At 72.4% G+C, this 15,139-nt stretch carries 17 protein-coding genes; 8 read left to right on the forward strand and 9 right to left on the reverse strand.

Features of this window, described 5'->3' with window-relative positions; all coding sequences use genetic code 11:
- Nucleotides 1-48 precede the first annotated feature (48 nt).
- Complete coding sequence (locus tag ACFRIC_RS20220; protein WP_382787525.1) at nt 49-885, forward strand: hypothetical protein; 837 nt, start codon at nt 49-51, stop codon at nt 883-885.
- A complete protein-coding gene (locus tag ACFRIC_RS20225) occupies nt 882-1,673 on the forward strand; it encodes a VOC family protein (protein WP_382787527.1) in 792 nt (263 codons plus the stop codon). Before ACFRIC_RS20220 ends, ACFRIC_RS20225 begins: the two co-directional genes overlap by 4 nt.
- Before the next feature lie 57 nt (nt 1,674-1,730).
- Here the strand turns inward: ACFRIC_RS20225 and ACFRIC_RS20230 are convergent, their stop codons facing one another.
- The 7 genes from ACFRIC_RS20230 to ACFRIC_RS20260 all read right to left on the reverse strand — a co-directional run bounded on the left by ACFRIC_RS20230 (nt 1,731) and on the right by ACFRIC_RS20260 (nt 7,569).
- Nucleotides 1,731-2,078, reverse strand: coding sequence for a DUF952 domain-containing protein (locus ACFRIC_RS20230; RefSeq protein WP_382787529.1), 348 nt, complete (start codon nt 2,076-2,078; stop codon nt 1,731-1,733).
- 10 nt (nt 2,079-2,088) lie between these two features.
- On the reverse strand, nt 2,089-3,315 hold the full coding sequence (locus ACFRIC_RS20235; RefSeq protein WP_382787531.1) for an RNA polymerase sigma factor: 1,227 nt from the start codon (nt 3,313-3,315) through the stop codon (nt 2,089-2,091).
- A 5-nt stretch (nt 3,316-3,320) separates the two neighbouring features.
- Nucleotides 3,321-3,734, reverse strand: coding sequence for a YciI family protein (locus ACFRIC_RS20240; protein WP_382787533.1), 414 nt, complete (start codon nt 3,732-3,734; stop codon nt 3,321-3,323).
- A 139-nt stretch (nt 3,735-3,873) separates the two neighbouring features.
- Nucleotides 3,874-4,092 (reverse strand): hypothetical protein, encoded by a 219-nt coding sequence (locus ACFRIC_RS20245; RefSeq protein WP_382787535.1) that lies wholly within the window; start codon nt 4,090-4,092, stop codon nt 3,874-3,876.
- Between the two features lie 4 nt (nt 4,093-4,096).
- Nucleotides 4,097-4,783 carry a GNAT family N-acetyltransferase gene (locus ACFRIC_RS20250; RefSeq protein WP_382787537.1) on the reverse strand — a complete coding sequence of 229 codons (687 nt, stop codon included), beginning with the start codon at nt 4,781-4,783 and terminating at the stop codon, nt 4,097-4,099.
- Between the two features lie 243 nt (nt 4,784-5,026).
- Nucleotides 5,027-6,172, reverse strand: a complete 1,146-nt coding sequence (locus ACFRIC_RS20255; protein ID WP_382787539.1) for a family 2 encapsulin nanocompartment cargo protein polyprenyl transferase — start codon at nt 6,170-6,172, stop codon at nt 5,027-5,029.
- Nucleotides 6,163-7,569, reverse strand: coding sequence for a family 2B encapsulin nanocompartment shell protein (locus tag ACFRIC_RS20260; RefSeq protein ID WP_382787541.1), 1,407 nt, complete (start codon nt 7,567-7,569; stop codon nt 6,163-6,165). The genes ACFRIC_RS20255 and ACFRIC_RS20260 overlap by 10 nt, the downstream gene beginning before the upstream one ends.
- A gap of 260 nt (nt 7,570-7,829) precedes the next feature.
- On the opposite strand from ACFRIC_RS20260, the gene ACFRIC_RS20265 reads away from it, so the two are divergent.
- Together ACFRIC_RS20265 and ACFRIC_RS20270 are read left to right on the forward strand one after the other, a co-directional pair.
- Complete coding sequence (locus tag ACFRIC_RS20265) at nt 7,830-8,420, forward strand: N-acetylmuramoyl-L-alanine amidase (protein WP_382787543.1); 591 nt, start codon at nt 7,830-7,832, stop codon at nt 8,418-8,420.
- Nucleotides 8,421-8,516: 96 nt separating this feature from the next.
- The gene (locus ACFRIC_RS20270; RefSeq protein WP_382787545.1) at nt 8,517-9,521 is read left to right on the forward strand and encodes a 1-aminocyclopropane-1-carboxylate deaminase/D-cysteine desulfhydrase; all 1,005 of its coding nucleotides are present in this window, start codon (nt 8,517-8,519) and stop codon (nt 9,519-9,521) included.
- Here ACFRIC_RS20270 and ACFRIC_RS20275 read toward each other — a convergent pair.
- Nucleotides 9,503-11,098: a Na+/H+ antiporter gene (locus tag ACFRIC_RS20275; RefSeq protein WP_382787546.1), complete on the reverse strand. Its 1,596-nt coding sequence runs from the start codon at nt 11,096-11,098 to the stop codon at nt 9,503-9,505. The two genes, ACFRIC_RS20270 and ACFRIC_RS20275, sit on opposite strands and share 19 nt — an antisense overlap.
- A 91-nt stretch (nt 11,099-11,189) precedes the next feature.
- Between ACFRIC_RS20275 and ACFRIC_RS20280 the strand changes: the two genes are divergently transcribed.
- The 3 genes from ACFRIC_RS20280 to ACFRIC_RS20290 all read left to right on the forward strand — a co-directional run bounded on the left by ACFRIC_RS20280 (nt 11,190) and on the right by ACFRIC_RS20290 (nt 13,339).
- Nucleotides 11,190-11,450 carry a UBP-type zinc finger domain-containing protein gene (locus tag ACFRIC_RS20280; protein WP_382787548.1) on the forward strand — a complete coding sequence of 87 codons (261 nt, stop codon included), beginning with the start codon at nt 11,190-11,192 and terminating at the stop codon, nt 11,448-11,450.
- 306 nt (nt 11,451-11,756) lie between these two features.
- On the forward strand, nt 11,757-12,170 hold the full coding sequence (locus ACFRIC_RS20285) for an anti-sigma regulatory factor (RefSeq protein WP_028802066.1): 414 nt from the start codon (nt 11,757-11,759) through the stop codon (nt 12,168-12,170).
- Complete coding sequence (locus ACFRIC_RS20290; RefSeq protein ID WP_382787551.1) at nt 12,167-13,339, forward strand: RNA polymerase sigma factor SigF; 1,173 nt, start codon at nt 12,167-12,169, stop codon at nt 13,337-13,339. Before ACFRIC_RS20285 ends, ACFRIC_RS20290 begins: the two co-directional genes overlap by 4 nt.
- A gap of 41 nt (nt 13,340-13,380) precedes the next feature.
- On the opposite strand, the gene ACFRIC_RS20295 is transcribed toward ACFRIC_RS20290, so the two are convergent.
- Nucleotides 13,381-13,833 carry a hypothetical protein gene (locus tag ACFRIC_RS20295; RefSeq protein ID WP_382787553.1) on the reverse strand — a complete coding sequence of 151 codons (453 nt, stop codon included), beginning with the start codon at nt 13,831-13,833 and terminating at the stop codon, nt 13,381-13,383.
- A 170-nt stretch (nt 13,834-14,003) separates the two neighbouring features.
- Here ACFRIC_RS20295 and ACFRIC_RS20300 point away from each other — a divergent pair, with 170 nt between their 5' ends.
- The gene (locus ACFRIC_RS20300; protein ID WP_382787555.1) at nt 14,004-14,972 is read left to right on the forward strand and encodes a diacylglycerol/lipid kinase family protein; all 969 of its coding nucleotides are present in this window, start codon (nt 14,004-14,006) and stop codon (nt 14,970-14,972) included.
- Nucleotides 14,973-15,139 lie beyond the last annotated feature (167 nt).

Raw genomic sequence — 15,139 nt, forward strand, 5'->3', positions numbered from 1 at the left:
CGTGAGGCGTCCGCGGAGCGATTCGTCCGACCCTTCGAGGAGCCAACCGTGCCGTCCGCGCGCCCCCGCGTCCTGTTCGTCAGCGACCTGGCCTATCCGGCCAAGGGGCGGCGGTACTGCGACGAGGACATCGCCCTGACCTCGCGGCTGCGCGAGGACTTCGACATCGCCGTCTGCCACCCGCTGGACGCGGCCGACCTGATGACCGGCTTCGACGCCGTGGTCGTACGCAACAGCGGGCCCGTCCTGCACTACCAGGCCGCGTACGACGCGTTCCGCGACCGGGCGCTCGCGGAGGGTGTCCGCGTCTACAACCAGCTCTCCGGCAAGGGGGACATGGCGGGCAAGGGCTACCTGCTGGAGCTGACCGCGGCCGGGTTCCCCGTCATCCCGACCGTCGACCGCGCCGAGGACCTGCACCTGCTGCCCGAGGCCGACCTGTACGCGGTGAAGCCGAAGCAGGGGGCCGACTCCATCGGCCTGGAGTTCGTGCCGCGCGAGAAGCTCGCCGCCCTGCCGTTCGGCGGCCTCCTCGTCCAGCCGCGCGTCGAGTTCCGCTACGAGGTGTCGTTCTACTTCGTCGACCACACCCTCCAGTACGCCCTGTACGCGCCCGACCCGGAGCGGCGCTGGGCGCTGGAACCCTACGAACCCACCGCCGAGGACCGGGAGTTCGCGCAGCGGTTCATCGAGTGGAACGACATCGCGTACGGCGTCCAGCGCGTCGACGCCTGCCGGGCCCCCGGCGGCGAGCTGCTCCTCGTCGAGCTGGAGGACCTCAACCCCTACCTCTCGCTGGACGTCCTCTCCCCCGAGACCCGGGACGCCTTCGTCGCGCGGATGAAGACCTCGCTGCGCGCCCTGATCGCCGAGGAGGCGGGATGAACCGCACGGACGCCACGGCGGGGAACGCCCCGGTGACCACGGGGCCGACCGTCCGGTGGACCCACGTCTTCGTCGACCGGCCCGCGCCGGACCTCGCCTGGGCCCTCGCCTTCTGGACGGCGGTCACCGGCACGGAGCCGTCCGAACCCCGGGGTGAGCAGGGCGAGTTCGTGACGCTGCTGCCCGCCGAGGGAGACGCGTACGTGAAGGCGCAGGGCGTCCGGGAGGGGCCCGGGGGCGCGCACGTCTGCCTGTCCGTGGAGGACGTGCCGGCGCTGGTGGAGTGGTCGCTGCGGCTGGGTGCCACGGTCGTCGCGGACCACGACGGCTGGTCCGTACTGCGCTCCCCGGGAGGGCAGCCGTTCTGCGCGGTGCCGTGGAACGGCGACTCGGCGCGGCCCCCGGTGACCGAGGGGCCGGACGGGGCGACGAGCCGGCTCGACCAGGTGAGCATCGACCTGGCGCCGGGCGTGTACGAGGCCGAGACCGTCTTCTGGGGCGAGCTCACGGGGTGGGAGTCCCTGCCCGGCGCGTTCCCGGAGTTCCATGTGATCAGGCCGCCCGCCGGGCTGCCGCTGCGCATCCTGCTGCAGCGCCTCGGCACCGACCGCCCCACCTCGGCCCATCTGGACCTCGCCTGCTCGGACGTCGACGCGGTCCGGTCGCGGCACGAGGCCCTGGGGGCGACGGCGGTCGGCCGGGGTGCGCGCTGGACGGTGATGCGGGACCCCGTCGGCGGCACCTACTGCCTGACCGGACGCGATCCCGCGACGGGCAGCCTGCCCTAGGGCCTGTCGGCCTGTCCGGCGGAGGGCGGACGACGGCGGTCGCCCCCCGGGATCGGGTCAGGTCCGGGTCGCCCCGCTCGGGTCCCAGACCTCCACGTCCACGACCGCGTCCACCGCGATGGGCCCGTAGACGTGCGGGAATTCCTCCCCGCCGGGGGCCATCGCCTCGAAGCGCACCGGCACCGTGAGCCGTTCGGCGTCGATCACGAGGACCACGAGGTCGTCGGGTCCGGTGTAGGAGCCGTACACCATGGCGGCCACGGCGGGGAGTTGGCGGCGCAGCGAGCAGTGGACGAAGCCCTCCTCCTGGAGGGTCCGGCCGCGGGTGGAGATCTCGAAGGTGCCCGACGCGCGGGCCGCGTCCCACAGGGAACGCTCGGTCAGATGCAGCAGGGGTTCGGACATGCGGACCACGCTACGACCGCAGCCGCGCCGCGCGCACTTCCAAATAGCGGCGCTCGGGCAGGCTGAGGGTCTTGGCCGCGGCCGCCGCGTAGGCGTCACGCGCCGCGTCGGGTTCTCCCGCCCGCTCCAGCAGATGGCCGCGGACCGCGTCCAGCCGGTGTCCGGCGGCCGGCTCGCCCTCCAGCCGGTCGAGTTCGGCGAGGGCGGCGCGCGGCCCGTGCACCATGGCCACGGCGACCGCGCGGTTGAGGTGCTCGACGGGGCCGGGGACCCGGCGGACGAGGAGGTCGTACAGGCCGAGGATCTCGGTCCAGTCCGTCGCCTCCGGGGTGGGCGCCTCGTCGTGGACCGCGGCGATCGCGGCCCGGAGCGCGTAGGGGCCGGCCGGACCCAGCGCCAGCGCCTCGGTCACCAGCGCCACGCCCTCTTCGATCGCCGCCCTGTCCCAGCGGGCGCGGTCCTGTTCGTCGAGGGGTACGAGCTCCCCGTGCGGGCCGGTCCGCGCGGCGCGCCGGGCGTCGGTGAGCAGCATCAGCGCGAGCAGTCCGGCCACTTCGCCGTCCTCGGGCAGCAGATGCCGGACAGTACGGGTCAACCGGACGGCCTCGTGGGCGAGTTCGGCACGCTGGAGGGCGGTGCCCGAGGTCGCGGTGTAGCCCTCGTTGAAGATCAGGTAGAGCGTGTGCAGGACGGCGGGGAGGCGTTCCTCCCAGTGGTCGGGGCGGGCGAGACCGACGCCACGGATGCGCTGCTTGGCCCGGCTGATCCGCTGCGCCATGGTCGCCTCGGGCACGAGGTACGCCCGCGCGATCTCGGCGGTGGTCAGGCCGCCGACCGCGCGCAGGGTGAGGGCGATCTGCGCGGCCGGGGACAGGGCGGGGTGGCAGCACAGGAAGAGGAGGGAGAGGGTGTCGTCCTGCGAGGGGGCGCGGTCCGCGCCCGGCGGCGGCGCCGTGAAGGCGTCCCGCGGTGTCAGCGCCGCGGCCTTCTCCTCCCGCAGCCGCCGTGCCTCCTCCGCGCGCAGGGCGTCGACGAGCCGCCGCGAGGCGACCTTGATCAGCCAGCCGCGCGGGTTGTCCGGCACTCCCTTTCCTGGCCACTGCCGGGCGGCCGCGAGCAGCGCCTCCTGCGTGGCGTCCTCGGCCGCGTCGAAGTGGCCGTAGCGGCGGACGAGCGCGCCGAGGACCTGCGGCGCGTGGCGGCGCAGCAGGTCCTCGACCCCGGTCGTGTCCCTCATCCCGCTCAGATGTCCCCGGCCCCGTCCTGGATGGGGCGGATGACGACGGGGCGGCCGGTCTCGCCCTCGGGGCCCGGGCACTGGGTGACCCGCTCGGCGATCTCGGTGACCCGCTCCAGGCTGGCGCAGTCGACCACCCAGTAGCCGGCCATCAGCTCCTTGGTCTCGCTGTACGGGCCGTCGGTGATCACGGCCTTGCCGTCCGGGCCCAGGGCCACCTGCCGGGCCAGCGCGGGGTCGGTCAGGCCCTGGGCGTCGACGAGCTCGCCGGATTCGGAGAGGTCGTCACTGATCGAGCCCATGTAGGCGTACATGGCCTGCAGTTCCTGTTCGGTCCAGGCCGGGGACCCTTCGGACGCCTTGCCCCGCATGGCCTCGTAGTCGGCGTGTGTGCCCTGCACCATCACCAGGTACTTCATGAGTGCGCTCCTTCGGTTCCTCGGCTCGGACCGCCCGTGGTGGGCGGCTCTCACAGGGGACGTCGGAGCCGGCCCGCGTTTCTCTACACGTTCTCCGGGCGACTTCGCACGACGTCGTGGCCGGCTGTGCGGGGCCCGGTCAGGGCTGCTTCGCCGCGGCCTCCTCCGGCAGATCGTGCGCCTGCTCCGGTGCCTGGCCCCGGCCGGGTCCCGGCTCGTCGGCGCAGGCGGCGCAGTCCGGGTTGTGGCAGGGTCCGGGACCCCATTTGGGCACCCAGGCGCCCAGGGTCTTGTACCGGTGCACGATCGTGGCGACCGGTTGCCCGCATTCCGGACATACATGCTCATCCGTGCCCATGTCTTCAGGGTAGGACGGCGGCCCCCGCGCTTCCTGTCGTACGTTCCCCGGCCTGAGCGTGTCCCGTCGGGCGGGGCTCGCGCCACATCGGCCACATCCGCGGCCCGTCGGGCAGGTCGAGGGGGCGGCCCGCGAGCGCGAAGCCGAGCCGTTCGTACAGGGCGCGGCTGCGGGCGTTGCTCGCCTCCAGGTAGGCGGCCAGCCCCTCGCGGTCGCAGCGGTCGAGGACCGACTCCATCAGCGCGCCGCCGAGGCCCTCGCCCTGGCGCTCCGGCGTCACCCCGATCATCCACAGGTACGCGTGGGCCCGCCCCTCGGGGTGGATGCCGGCCGTCAGCCGGCCGATCAGCTCGACGCGCTCGTTGTCGGGGTCGACGGCCGCGCGGAGCTGCGCGGGGCCGTCGTCGTCCGCCCCGTCGCCGCTCGCGCCGTCGCCCTCGCCGTCGTGGCTCCCGCCCGCGGGGACGGACAGCCACAGGGCGCACGCCGAACCGTCCTCGGCCAGATCGACGCGCCCCTCGGCGAGCACGATGTCGGTGAACGCCGCCATCAGCAGGGGGTGCTTCGCGCGGCGCTGTGCCGGGTCGGGGAAGACCCAGTTGCTCACCGGATCGTCCTGGAAGGCCTCGTCCAGCAGCCGGACGACCAGTTCCCGGTCCGCCTCGCCCGCCACCCGGATCGCCACACCCATGACCAGCCCCGCCCTTCGCCCCAACCCGCCTCGACCGTACGGCGGTTGAGCCTAGTACGCCCGCGCTCCGGCACACCGCCCCCGGGGTGGGCGGGGCCCGGCCGCGGGGATGCGGCTCGGGGCACGGGGCCCGCACGCCGTGGGGCCGTGCGGGGCCCGTCCTCCGGAGCCGGGCACCGCGCGGATGTCAGGTTCCGCGCGGAGCCCGGGGTTCCGGGGCCCTCGGCCGGCCTGCCGGGCCGGTCAGTTGCTGCGGCGCGTGACGAACTCCGCGAGGGCGAGAAGGCCGCCCGCCGCCTCGGGGTCGGGGACCGCGCGGGCCAGTTCGTACATCGCCCGCGACATCCGGTCGGCCGCCTGGACCTGCGCCCAGTCGCGCCCGCCCGCCCGCTCGACGGCCAGCGCCGTGCGCTCCAGCTCTCCCTCCCGGTAGGGCGCCGCGTACAGCGCGGCGAGTTCGGCGGCCGCCGGGGTGCCCGAGGTGAGCGCGGCGACCACGGGCAGCGACTTCTTGCGGACGGCGAGGTCCGCCCCGGCCGGTTTGCCGGTGCGGGCCGGGTCTCCCCAGATCCCGATCACGTCGTCGATGAGCTGGAAGGCGAGCCCAGCCTGCCGGCCGAACGCGTCGAGCGCCTCGACGTCCTCGGGGTCGGCCCCCGCGTACAGCCCTCCGATCGCGCAGGCGCTGCCGAGCAGCGCGCCCGTCTTCGCCTCGGCCATGGCGAGGCACTCCTCGAGGGTGACCTCGTCCGGGCCGAGCTTCTCCATGGCCGTGTCCGTGTGCTGTCCGGCGCACAGCTCGACGACGCAGTCCGCGAGCCGGGCGGCGGCCGCCGAGGACGCGGGGTGCGGGTCCTCGGCGAGCAGCCGCAGGGCCAGGGCCTGCAGGGCGTCACCGGCGAGGATCGCGTCGGCGTCGCCGAACACGGTCCACGCGGTGGGACGGTGTCTGCGGGTGGTGTCCCGGTCCATCACGTCGTCGTGGAGCAGGGTGAAGTTGTGGATCAGCTCCACCGCGGCGGCCGCCCGAACGGCCGCCGTGTGCGGTCCGCCGAGGGCCTGGACCGCGCTCAGCACGAGCGCGGGCCGGATGGCCTTTCCGGCGTTGCCCGCTCCGGGTGTGCCGTCCGCCTGCTCCCACCCGAAGTGGTAGAGCGCGACCCGGCGCATCGAGCCCGGCAGCGAGTCGAGCGCCCGGCGCAGTTCGGGATCGACGCAGGCCCGCGCCCGCTCCAGGACGGCCGCGGCCTCCGAGGCGTCGGCCGGGCCCGGCGAGCCCGGTCCTTCCGCGGGCCTCGCGCCGGGAAGGCGTCGGTCCGCGGGCCCCGGCGGACGGCGTCCGCCGGGAACCCCGGCCGGTCCCTGCCGCGTCCGGGTCGTCACCGCCATCGGCCGATCTCGACGTTCTCCAGGATGCCGAGCGCGTCCGGCACGAGCACCGCCGCCGAGTAGTACGCCGTCACCAGGTAGGAGATGACCGCCTGTTCGTTGATGCCCATGAACCGCACCGACAGGCTCGGCTCGATCTCGTCCGGGATGCCCGCCTGCTGGAGTCCGACCACGCCCTGTTCGGCCTCGCCGGTACGCATGGCGATGATCGAGGTCGTACGGGCGTCGCTGACCGGGATCTTGTTGCACGGAAAGATCGGCACCCCGCGCCAGGTCGGGATGCGGTTGCCGGCCATCTCGATGCTCTCGGGGACGAGTCCGCGCTTGTTCAGTTCGCGGCCGAACGCGGAGATCGCGCGCGGGTGGGCGAGGAACAGCTTGGTGCCGCGGCGGCGGCTGAGCAGTTCGTCCATGTCGTCCGGGCTCGGCACGCCGTCGTGCGGCTGGAGCCGCTGGTCGTACTCGCAGTTGTTGAGCAGGCCGAACTCGCGGTTGTTGATGAGCTCGTGCTCCTGGCGCTCCTTCAACGCCTCCACGGTGAGCCGCAACTGCTGCTCGGTCTGGTTCATCGGCTGGTTGTAGAGGTCGGCCACACGGGTGTGCAGCCGCAGGACGGTCTGGGCGATGCTCAGTTCGTACTCGCGCGGGGACGCCTCGTAGTCCACGAAGGTGCCCGGGATGTCCTGCTCACCGGTGTGGCCGGCCGCGAGGTCGATCTCCTTCTCGCCGTACTTGTTGGTGCGCTGCGACGGAATCGCGCGCAGTTCCCGGAGGTGTTCGCTCAGGGACTCGGAGCGCTCCGCCACCTGTTCGAGGTCGTTGCGGGGCAGCACGAGCACGGTCACCGCCGTCACCGCCCGGGCCGTGTACTCCCAGATGGCCTCCGGGTCGATGAGCGCCTGTTCGCCGAAGTAGGCGCCGTCGGCGAGGACACCGAGCACCGCGTCGCCCCCGTAGGGACCGGTGCCGATCTTCTCGACCTTGCCGTGCGCCAGGAGGAACACCTCCTCGGCCCGGCTGCCGAACGAGGCCAGCACCTCACCCGGGGCGAACTCCCGCTGCTGGCACCGCTGGGCGAGCTCGCCCAGTACGTCGTGATCCTCGTACGACCGCAGCACGGACAGTTCTCCGAGCTCCGCGGGGATGACCTGGACGCGGTCCCCGGTCTTGACGAACGTCACGCGGCCGTCGCCCACCGAGTAGCTGAGCCGCCGGTTCACGCGGTACGTGCCACCCTGCACGTTCACCCACGGAAGCATGCGCAGCAGCCACCGCGAGCTGATCTCCTGCATCTGTGGCGCGGACTTGGTGGTGGTGGCCAGGTTCCGCGCGGCTGAAGTGCCGAGACTCTGCTGCGGACGGTTCTGCTCCGCGCGGACCTCTTCGCCTACCGACATGAAAATTGCCCTCCCGGTCGTGCACTGATCTTCGCGGCCAAGCCTTTCATCACGGAGTGTGCTGATGCCATTACACGAATGAGGGGGAATGGATCACTCCGGAGGTGGGCAGGGAGGGTGATTCCGCTCCGCGCCGGGGTTGACCGGATCGGCTCGCACGCTGTGCGAACGGCTGGTTCCGGCCACCGGGCCGGATATAGAAGCTGCGGTACCAGACGGCCGCGGCAGGGCGGCCGGCGTACAGCGCGAAGGAGTCGGCCATGGCATCGCCCATGTCCGCGGGCAGGTTCCTGGACCGGATCAGGGACGAAGGCGTCCACGTCGTCGAGGTCGGCGACTGGGAGCATCACAACCGCAACCACAAGGGCCCGTGGGGCCCGGTGCACGGGGTGATGATCCACCACACGGTGACCAGAGGCGGCGCGCCCACGGTCGGGCTGTGCCGCGACGGCCGCGAGGACCTGCCGGGACCGCTGTGCCACGGGGTCATCACCAAGGACGGCGTCGTGCACCTGGTCGGCTACGGCCGCGCCAACCACGCGGGGCTCGGCGACGACGACGTGCTGCGCGCGGTGATCGCCGAGAAGGCGCTGCCGCACGACAACGAGGCGAACACCGACGGCAACCGCCACTTCTACGGCTTCGAGTGCGAGAACCTCGGCGACGGCGAGGACCCCTGGCCCGAGGTGCAGCTCGACGCCATCGCCAAGGTCTCCGCCGCGATCTGCCGGTTCCACGGCTGGACGGAACGCTCGGTCATCGGCCACCTGGAGTGGCAGCCGGGGAAGGTGGACCCCCGGGGCTTCACGATGAACTCCCTGCGGGCCCGCGTCCGCGAGCTGCTGAAGTGACCTGACGCGCCGGGGTCCGCCACGGGCCCCGTCAGGCCGACCGTCCGTCGGCCCCCGCGTCCGGCCGTTCCCGGACAGGTGTCCGACAATGGACGGATGATCAGCCCCGACGGCCCGTCCGGCCTCGACGCCTCGTCCGGTCCCGGCGGACCGTCCGGTCCCGACGTCCCCGCCGGTCCCGGCGGACCGCCGCCGCGGCTTCCGTCGCCCGTCGTGGAGGTCGCGGACTCCCGGTTCGGGCGCCGGGGGGTCCGGCTGGTGCTGAAGCGGGACGATCTGATCCACCCGGAGCTGATCGGCAACAAGTGGCGCAAGCTGACGCCGAACCTCGAAGCGGCGGCGGGCCGCACGCTGGTCACCTTCGGCGGGGCGTACTCGAACCATCTGCGCGCCACGGCCGCCGCGGGCCGGCTCCTCGGGCAGCCCACCGTGGGCGTGGTCCGCGGCCAGGAACTGGCCGACCGCCCCCTCAACCCCTCACTGGCGCGCTGCGCCGCCGACGGCATGCGCCTTCACTTCGTCGACCGATCGACGTACCGGCACAAGACGGAACCCGGGACGCTGGCCGGGATCCTGCGCGCGACGGGCACCGAGGACGCGTACGTGGTGCCCGAGGGCGGCAGCAACGCCCTCGCCGTACGCGGCTGCCTGGCCCTCGGCGAGGAGCTGCGGGACGAGGACGGCATCGACGTGGCCGCCCTCGCCTGCGGCACCGGCGGCACCCTGGCGGGGATGGCCGCCGGCCTCGGCCCCGGCCGGCGCGCCCTGGGCGTCCCCGTCCTGCGCGGCGGCTTCCTCGACGCCGACACCGAGGCGCTCCAGCGGGACGCGTTCGGCGGCCGGCGCGGGACCTGGTCCCTCGACGACCGCTTCCACTTCGGCGGCTACGCCCGTACCCCACCCGAACTCGACGCCTTCGCCGAGGACTTCGAGCAGCGGCACGGACTGCCCGTCGAACGTCTCTATGTCGCCAAGATGCTCTACGGACTTGTCGCCCTCGCCGCAGAAGGGGCGTTCCCGCGCGGTACGACGGTGGCGGCGGTGATCACCGGAGCGCCGTTCCCCGCCCCGGGGACCGGACCTCAGGCCGCCTCCCGGTAGGCCGCCGCCTCCTCCAGGTCCAGCCGGCGCAGCAGCGTGCGCAGCATCTCGTCGTCGATGTAGCGCAGGTCGCGCAGCTTGACGAAGACGTCGCGCTCGGCGCCGATCATCTCGCGGGAGAGACGGCGGTAGGTGTCGTCCGCGGTCTCGCCGGTGACCGGGTTGACCGCGCCGAGCCGCTCCCAGACGGCGTTGCGGCGCCGCTCCATGACCGAGCGCAGGCGCTCGGCGAGCGGCGGCGGCAGGGCGTTGCGCTCGTCGGCGAGGAGTTCGTCGAGGCGCTCCTCGGCGGCGCGGGAGGCCTGGGCCTGGGCGTTGGCCTCGGCGAGCGTCTCGGCCTGTGTGTCGCGTCCCGGCAGTTTCAGCAGCCGGATGAGCGGGGGCAGGGTGAGTCCCTGCACGACGAGGGTGCCGATGACGGTGGTGAAGGTCAGGAAGAGGATCAGGTTGCGCTCGGGGAAGGGGTCGCCGCCGTCCACGGTGAGCGGGACGGAGAAGGCGATGGCGAGCGAGACGACGCCGCGCATGCCGGCCCAGCCGATGATGAACGGCGCCTTCCAGGTGGGGTTGGCCTCGCGTTCGCGGATGCGCGCCGACAGCAGGCGGGGCAGGAAGGTGGCGGGGTACACCCACACGAAGCGGGTCGCGACGACGACGAGGAAGAGGGCGAGGGCGTACCAGGCCGCGGTGGTCCCCTCGTAGGCGCCGAGGCCCTTGAGGACGACCGGGAGCTGGAGTCCGATCAGCGCGAACACCGCGGACTCCAGGACGAACGCGACCATCTTCCACACCGCCTCCTCCTGGAGCCGGGTCGCGAAGTCCACCTCCCAGGAGCGGTGTCCGAGGTAGAGCGCGACGACGACCACGGCGAGCACTCCGGAGGCGTGGAACTGCTCGGCGACGCCGTAGGCGACGAAGGGGATCAGCAGGGAGAGGGTGTTCTGCAGGAGCGCCTCGTTCATGTGGGTGCGCAGCCAGTGGATGGGGATCATCAGCACGAGTCCGACGACGACCCCGCCGACCGCCGCGAGCAGGAACTCGCCGATGCCGCCCGCCCAGGTCGCGCCCTCGCCGACCGCCGCGGCGAGCGCCACCCGGTAGGCGGTGATCGCGGTCGCGTCGTTCACCAGGGACTCGCCCTGGAGGATCGTGGTGATCCGTGACGGCAGCCCCACCCGGCGCGCGACGGCGGTCGCGGCCACCGCGTCCGGCGGCGCGACCACGGCGCCGAGGACGAGGGCCGCGGTCAGCGGCAGGCCCGGTACGAGCAGATAGGCGGCCCAGCCGACCACGAGGGTCGCGAACAGGACGTAGCCCACCGACAGCAGCGCGACGGGCCTCAGCTGGGCCCTGAGGTCGAGATAGGAGCTGTCGGTGGCCGCCGTGTACAGCAGCGGCGGCAGCACCAGCGGGAGCACGACGTCGGGGTCGAGTTCGTACGCGGGTACCCCGGGGACGTACGAGACCAGCAGCGCCACGGCGACGATCAGCAGGGGTGCCGGGACCGGGGTGCGGCGGGCGGCCCCGGCGACCGCCGCGCTCCCCGCGACCAGCAACAGCAGTGGCAACACGTCCATCGTCTTCCGCCCGCCCTCTTTTTCCGCGCGGTCTCCCGCGCGCCCGACAATTCCGCGCGGCATCCCGCACGCCCGACGTAACCTGGCAATCATGAAACAGTGCACGCACACCGACGCGCTGCCGCAGCCCGAACCCGCCCCCGGGAGCGAGACCTGCCTGGAGTGCGTGGCCGCCGGTACCCACCCGGTGCAGCTCCGGCTGTGTCTGGAGTGCGGGCATCTCGCCTGTTGTGACTCCTCGCCGCTGCGGCACGCCTCGGAGCACCACAAGGACACCGGACATCCGATCATGCGCACGTTCGAGCAGGGGGAGAACTGGCGTTGGTGTTTCGTGGACCACGTACTCGTCTGAGCCGTGGATCACGTACGCGTGAGCCGTGGATCACGTACGCGCGTGACTCACGATCCGGACGGTTCGAGCGTCTGACGTCTGGGTACGTCAACCCGGCGCGCGCTCTTCCTATTTGGGGCCGCAGACCTCTAGCCACTGTCCGTACTCATGGGCTTACTATGAGTGACAGCAAGGGGCGGGGTCCCCAGGACAGGAAAGTCGGGAGCGCGGTAGCGTCACCGCTGAACGACGTAGCGCGTTACCCCGGGGGGCGACCCTCGGCCCCCGAAAGAGCTCGAATGAGCTTGTACCACCATGGAGGTGAGGGTGTCCCAGATCGCAGGCGAGCCCGCGACGAAGGACTTCGTGGAAGTCCGGCTGCCGGCCGCGGGTGCCTACCTGTCGGTACTGCGCACGGCCACGGCCGGGCTGGCGGCCCGGTTGGACTTCACCCTCGACGAGATCGAGGATCTGCGCATCGCGGTGGACGAGGCCTGCGCGATCCTGCTGCAGCAGGCCGTCCCCGGTTCGGTGCTCAGCTGTGTCTTCCGGCTGATCGACGACTCACTGGAGGTCACGGTCTCGGCGCCGACCACCGACGGTCACGCTCCGTCACGTGACACCTTCGCGTGGACCGTCCTGTCGGCTCTCGCGGGCAAGGTCGATTCCAGCGTCGCCGAGGACAAGACCGTTTCGATCAGCCTCTACAAACAACGCGGCGCGGGACCCGGGCCGGCGTGAGGAACGGGGACGGGCCGGTGCGGGACGAAGAGCGCGGCACACGGGAGCCTCCCGCGGAGCGCGCCGACGGTCCGGGCGGGCCGCGGCACACGGCGGACGGCGTCGACGGCATCCCGGAACAGGCCCGGCCGCATCCGGAGATCGGCGTCTCCTCGGCGGCAGCGGTGCCGGGAGCCTTCCCCGTCCGGGGAGGTCCCCCCGGTCCGAGCGCGGCCGAGGACACGGGGGAAGAGCCTCGAGCTCGGGAAATGGTGACGGGCGGGACTATGAGCGAGCACGAGCGAAACGCGGAGCAGAACGTGCAGGGCGCGCAGCACGAGCGGGAGCCCGAGCAGGGCGCGCAGGACGTGCAGGAGGCGCAGGAGGCCCAGCGGATCCTGCACGGGCCGAGCGAGCGGCACATCCAGCACGACCCTCAGGACCGCAGCGGGGCGCGGGCGATGTTCGTCGAGCTGCGCAAGCTGCAGGACGGCAGCGCCGAGTACGCGGAGCTGCGCAACCAGCTCGTGCGCATGCACCTGCCGCTCGTCGAGCATCTGGCCCGCCGCTTCCGCAACCGCGGGGAGCCGCTGGACGACCTGACCCAGGTCGCCACGATCGGGCTGATCAAGTCGGTCGACCGGTTCGACCCGGAGCGCGGTGTCGAGTTCTCGACGTACGCGACCCCGACGGTGGTCGGCGAGATCAAGCGGCACTTCCGCGACAAGGGCTGGGCGGTGCGTGTGCCGCGCCGTCTCCAGGAGCTGCGCCTCGCGCTGACCACGGCCACCGCGGAGCTCTCGCAGCTCCACGGCCGCTCCCCGACGGTCCACGAGCTGGCCGAGAAGCTGGCCATCTCGGAGGAGGAGGTCCTGGAGGGCCTGGAGTCCGCCAACGCGTACTCCACGCTGTCCCTGGACGTCCCCGACACGGACGACGAGTCCCCGGCGGTCGCGGACACCCTGGGCGCCGAGGACGAGGCGCTGGAGGGCGTCGAGTACCGCGAGTCGCTCAAGCCGCTCCTGGAGGACCTGCCCCCGCGGGAGAAGCGGATCCTGCTCCTGCGCTTCTTCGGCAACATGACGCAGTCGCAGATCGCGCAGGAGGTCGGCATCTCGCAGATGCACGTCTCGCGGCTGCTGGCCCGCACGCTGGCCCAGCTCCGGGAGAAGCTCCTCGTCGAGGAGTGAGCCGCGTCGCTTCCCCGCCGTGTGCCGGGAAGCGCGTTCCGCTACTTCTCTTCGTTCACGTCGCCGCCGGGCCCTCGGATTCCGAGGGCCCGCGTCGTTTCCGGGTTCGCCAGCAGGACCAGCGCGGTCACCGCGACCGCCGCGAGGGCGATGCCGGCGGGGATCGCGACGCTGTCGGCCTGGAGCAGGGTGTAGGCGACGGGCAGCGCCATGATCTGGGTGACGAGGGCCGGGCCCCGGCTCCAGGAGCGGCGCAGCAGCAGTCCGCGGGCGGCCAGCAGGGGCAGCAGCGCGAGCGCGACCAGCGTGACTCCCCCGGTGACGGCCTGCGTCCGGTTGTCGGGGTCGCCGGTGAGGCCGAGGACGAGGACGCAGACGCCGCCCGCCACGAGGGCGGCCCCCTCCAGCGCGGACAGCGCCGCGGCGGCGGTCAGCCGTCCGGGACGGGCGTCGGAGTGGGGGGCGTCGGGGGTGGGATTCTGCTCACGGCTCACCCCCGAAGAGTAGCCGCCGGCGCCGGAGACCCGGGTGCCCCGGGGCCGGGAACCGCACGGTCACGGGGGTCGCGCCGGGCCGATTCCGCACCCCGCCGCCACCTGCGGACTCTTACTGGATCCCTACCTCGGTCTGGGACGAGTACCACCCAGTAGGTACGCTGCATCGCATGCGTGCACTTCTTGTGGTCAATCCGGCGGCAACCACCACCAGTGCGCGTACGCGTGACGTCTTGATCCACGCGTTGGCCAGTGAGATGAAGCTCGAAGTGGTCATGACCGAGTACCGCGGGCACGCCCGGGACCTCGGTCGGCAGGCCGCGGACAGCGACGACATAGACCTGGTCGTGGCCCTCGGCGGGGACGGCACGGTCAACGAGGTCGTGAACGGTCTTCTGCACCGTGGCCCCGACCCCGAGCGTCTGCCCGGCCTCGCCGTGGTCCCCGGCGGCTCCACCAACGTCTTCGCCCGTGCCCTGGGCCTGCCGAACGACGCCGTGGAGGCGACCGGCGCCCTGCTGGACGCGCTGCGCGAGGAGCGCGAGCGCACGGTCGGCCTCGGGCTGGCCGCGGGCACGCCCGGCACCGAGGACGAGTCCGTCCCCTCCCGCTGGTTCACCTTCTGCGCCGGCCTCGGCTTCGACGCCGGGGTGGTGGGCCGGGTCGAACAGCAGCGCGAGCTCGGCCGGCGCTCCACTCACGCGCTGTATCTGCGCCAAGTGCTGCGGCAGTTTCTGGACGATCCGCACCGCAGGCGCGGAGTGATCACGCTGGAGCGCCCCGGCGCGGACCCCGTCACCGATCTGGTCCTGTCGATCATCTGCAACACCTCGCCGTGGACGTTTCTCGGCAATCGTCCGGTGTACGCGGCACCTAAGGCCTCGTTCGATACCGGACTCGACGTACTCGCGCTCAGCCGCATGTCGACGCCCGCGGTCGCCCGGTATGCCACCCAGTTGCTCACTTCGTCCCCCGAGCGTGGACCCCACGGCAAGCACGCCGTCACTCTGCATGACCTGGCGGACTTCACCTTGCATTCGAAGGTCCCGCTCCCCCTTCAGATGGACGGTGACCATCTGGGGCTGCGTACGAGCGTGACGTTCACAGGCGTACGCCGTGCACTGCGTGTGATTGTGTGAGTGGAAGGGGCCAAACTCCTTTCACTCGAACGTTTAGACCACGGTCCACCCCATGGAAGTACGGCTGTGACTCAGCGCATACCGAGGAATCAAAAAAAACTTTCCGGAAGGGGTTGTATCCGCCGCTGAGGTTTGCGAGTCTCTACGTGGCGCTCGGGACGGCCCGC

Origin of the sequence: Streptomyces sp. NPDC056738 (genome assembly GCF_042790435.1) — a bacterium.
Taxonomy (GTDB): Bacteria; Actinomycetota; Actinomycetes; order Streptomycetales; family Streptomycetaceae; genus Streptomyces.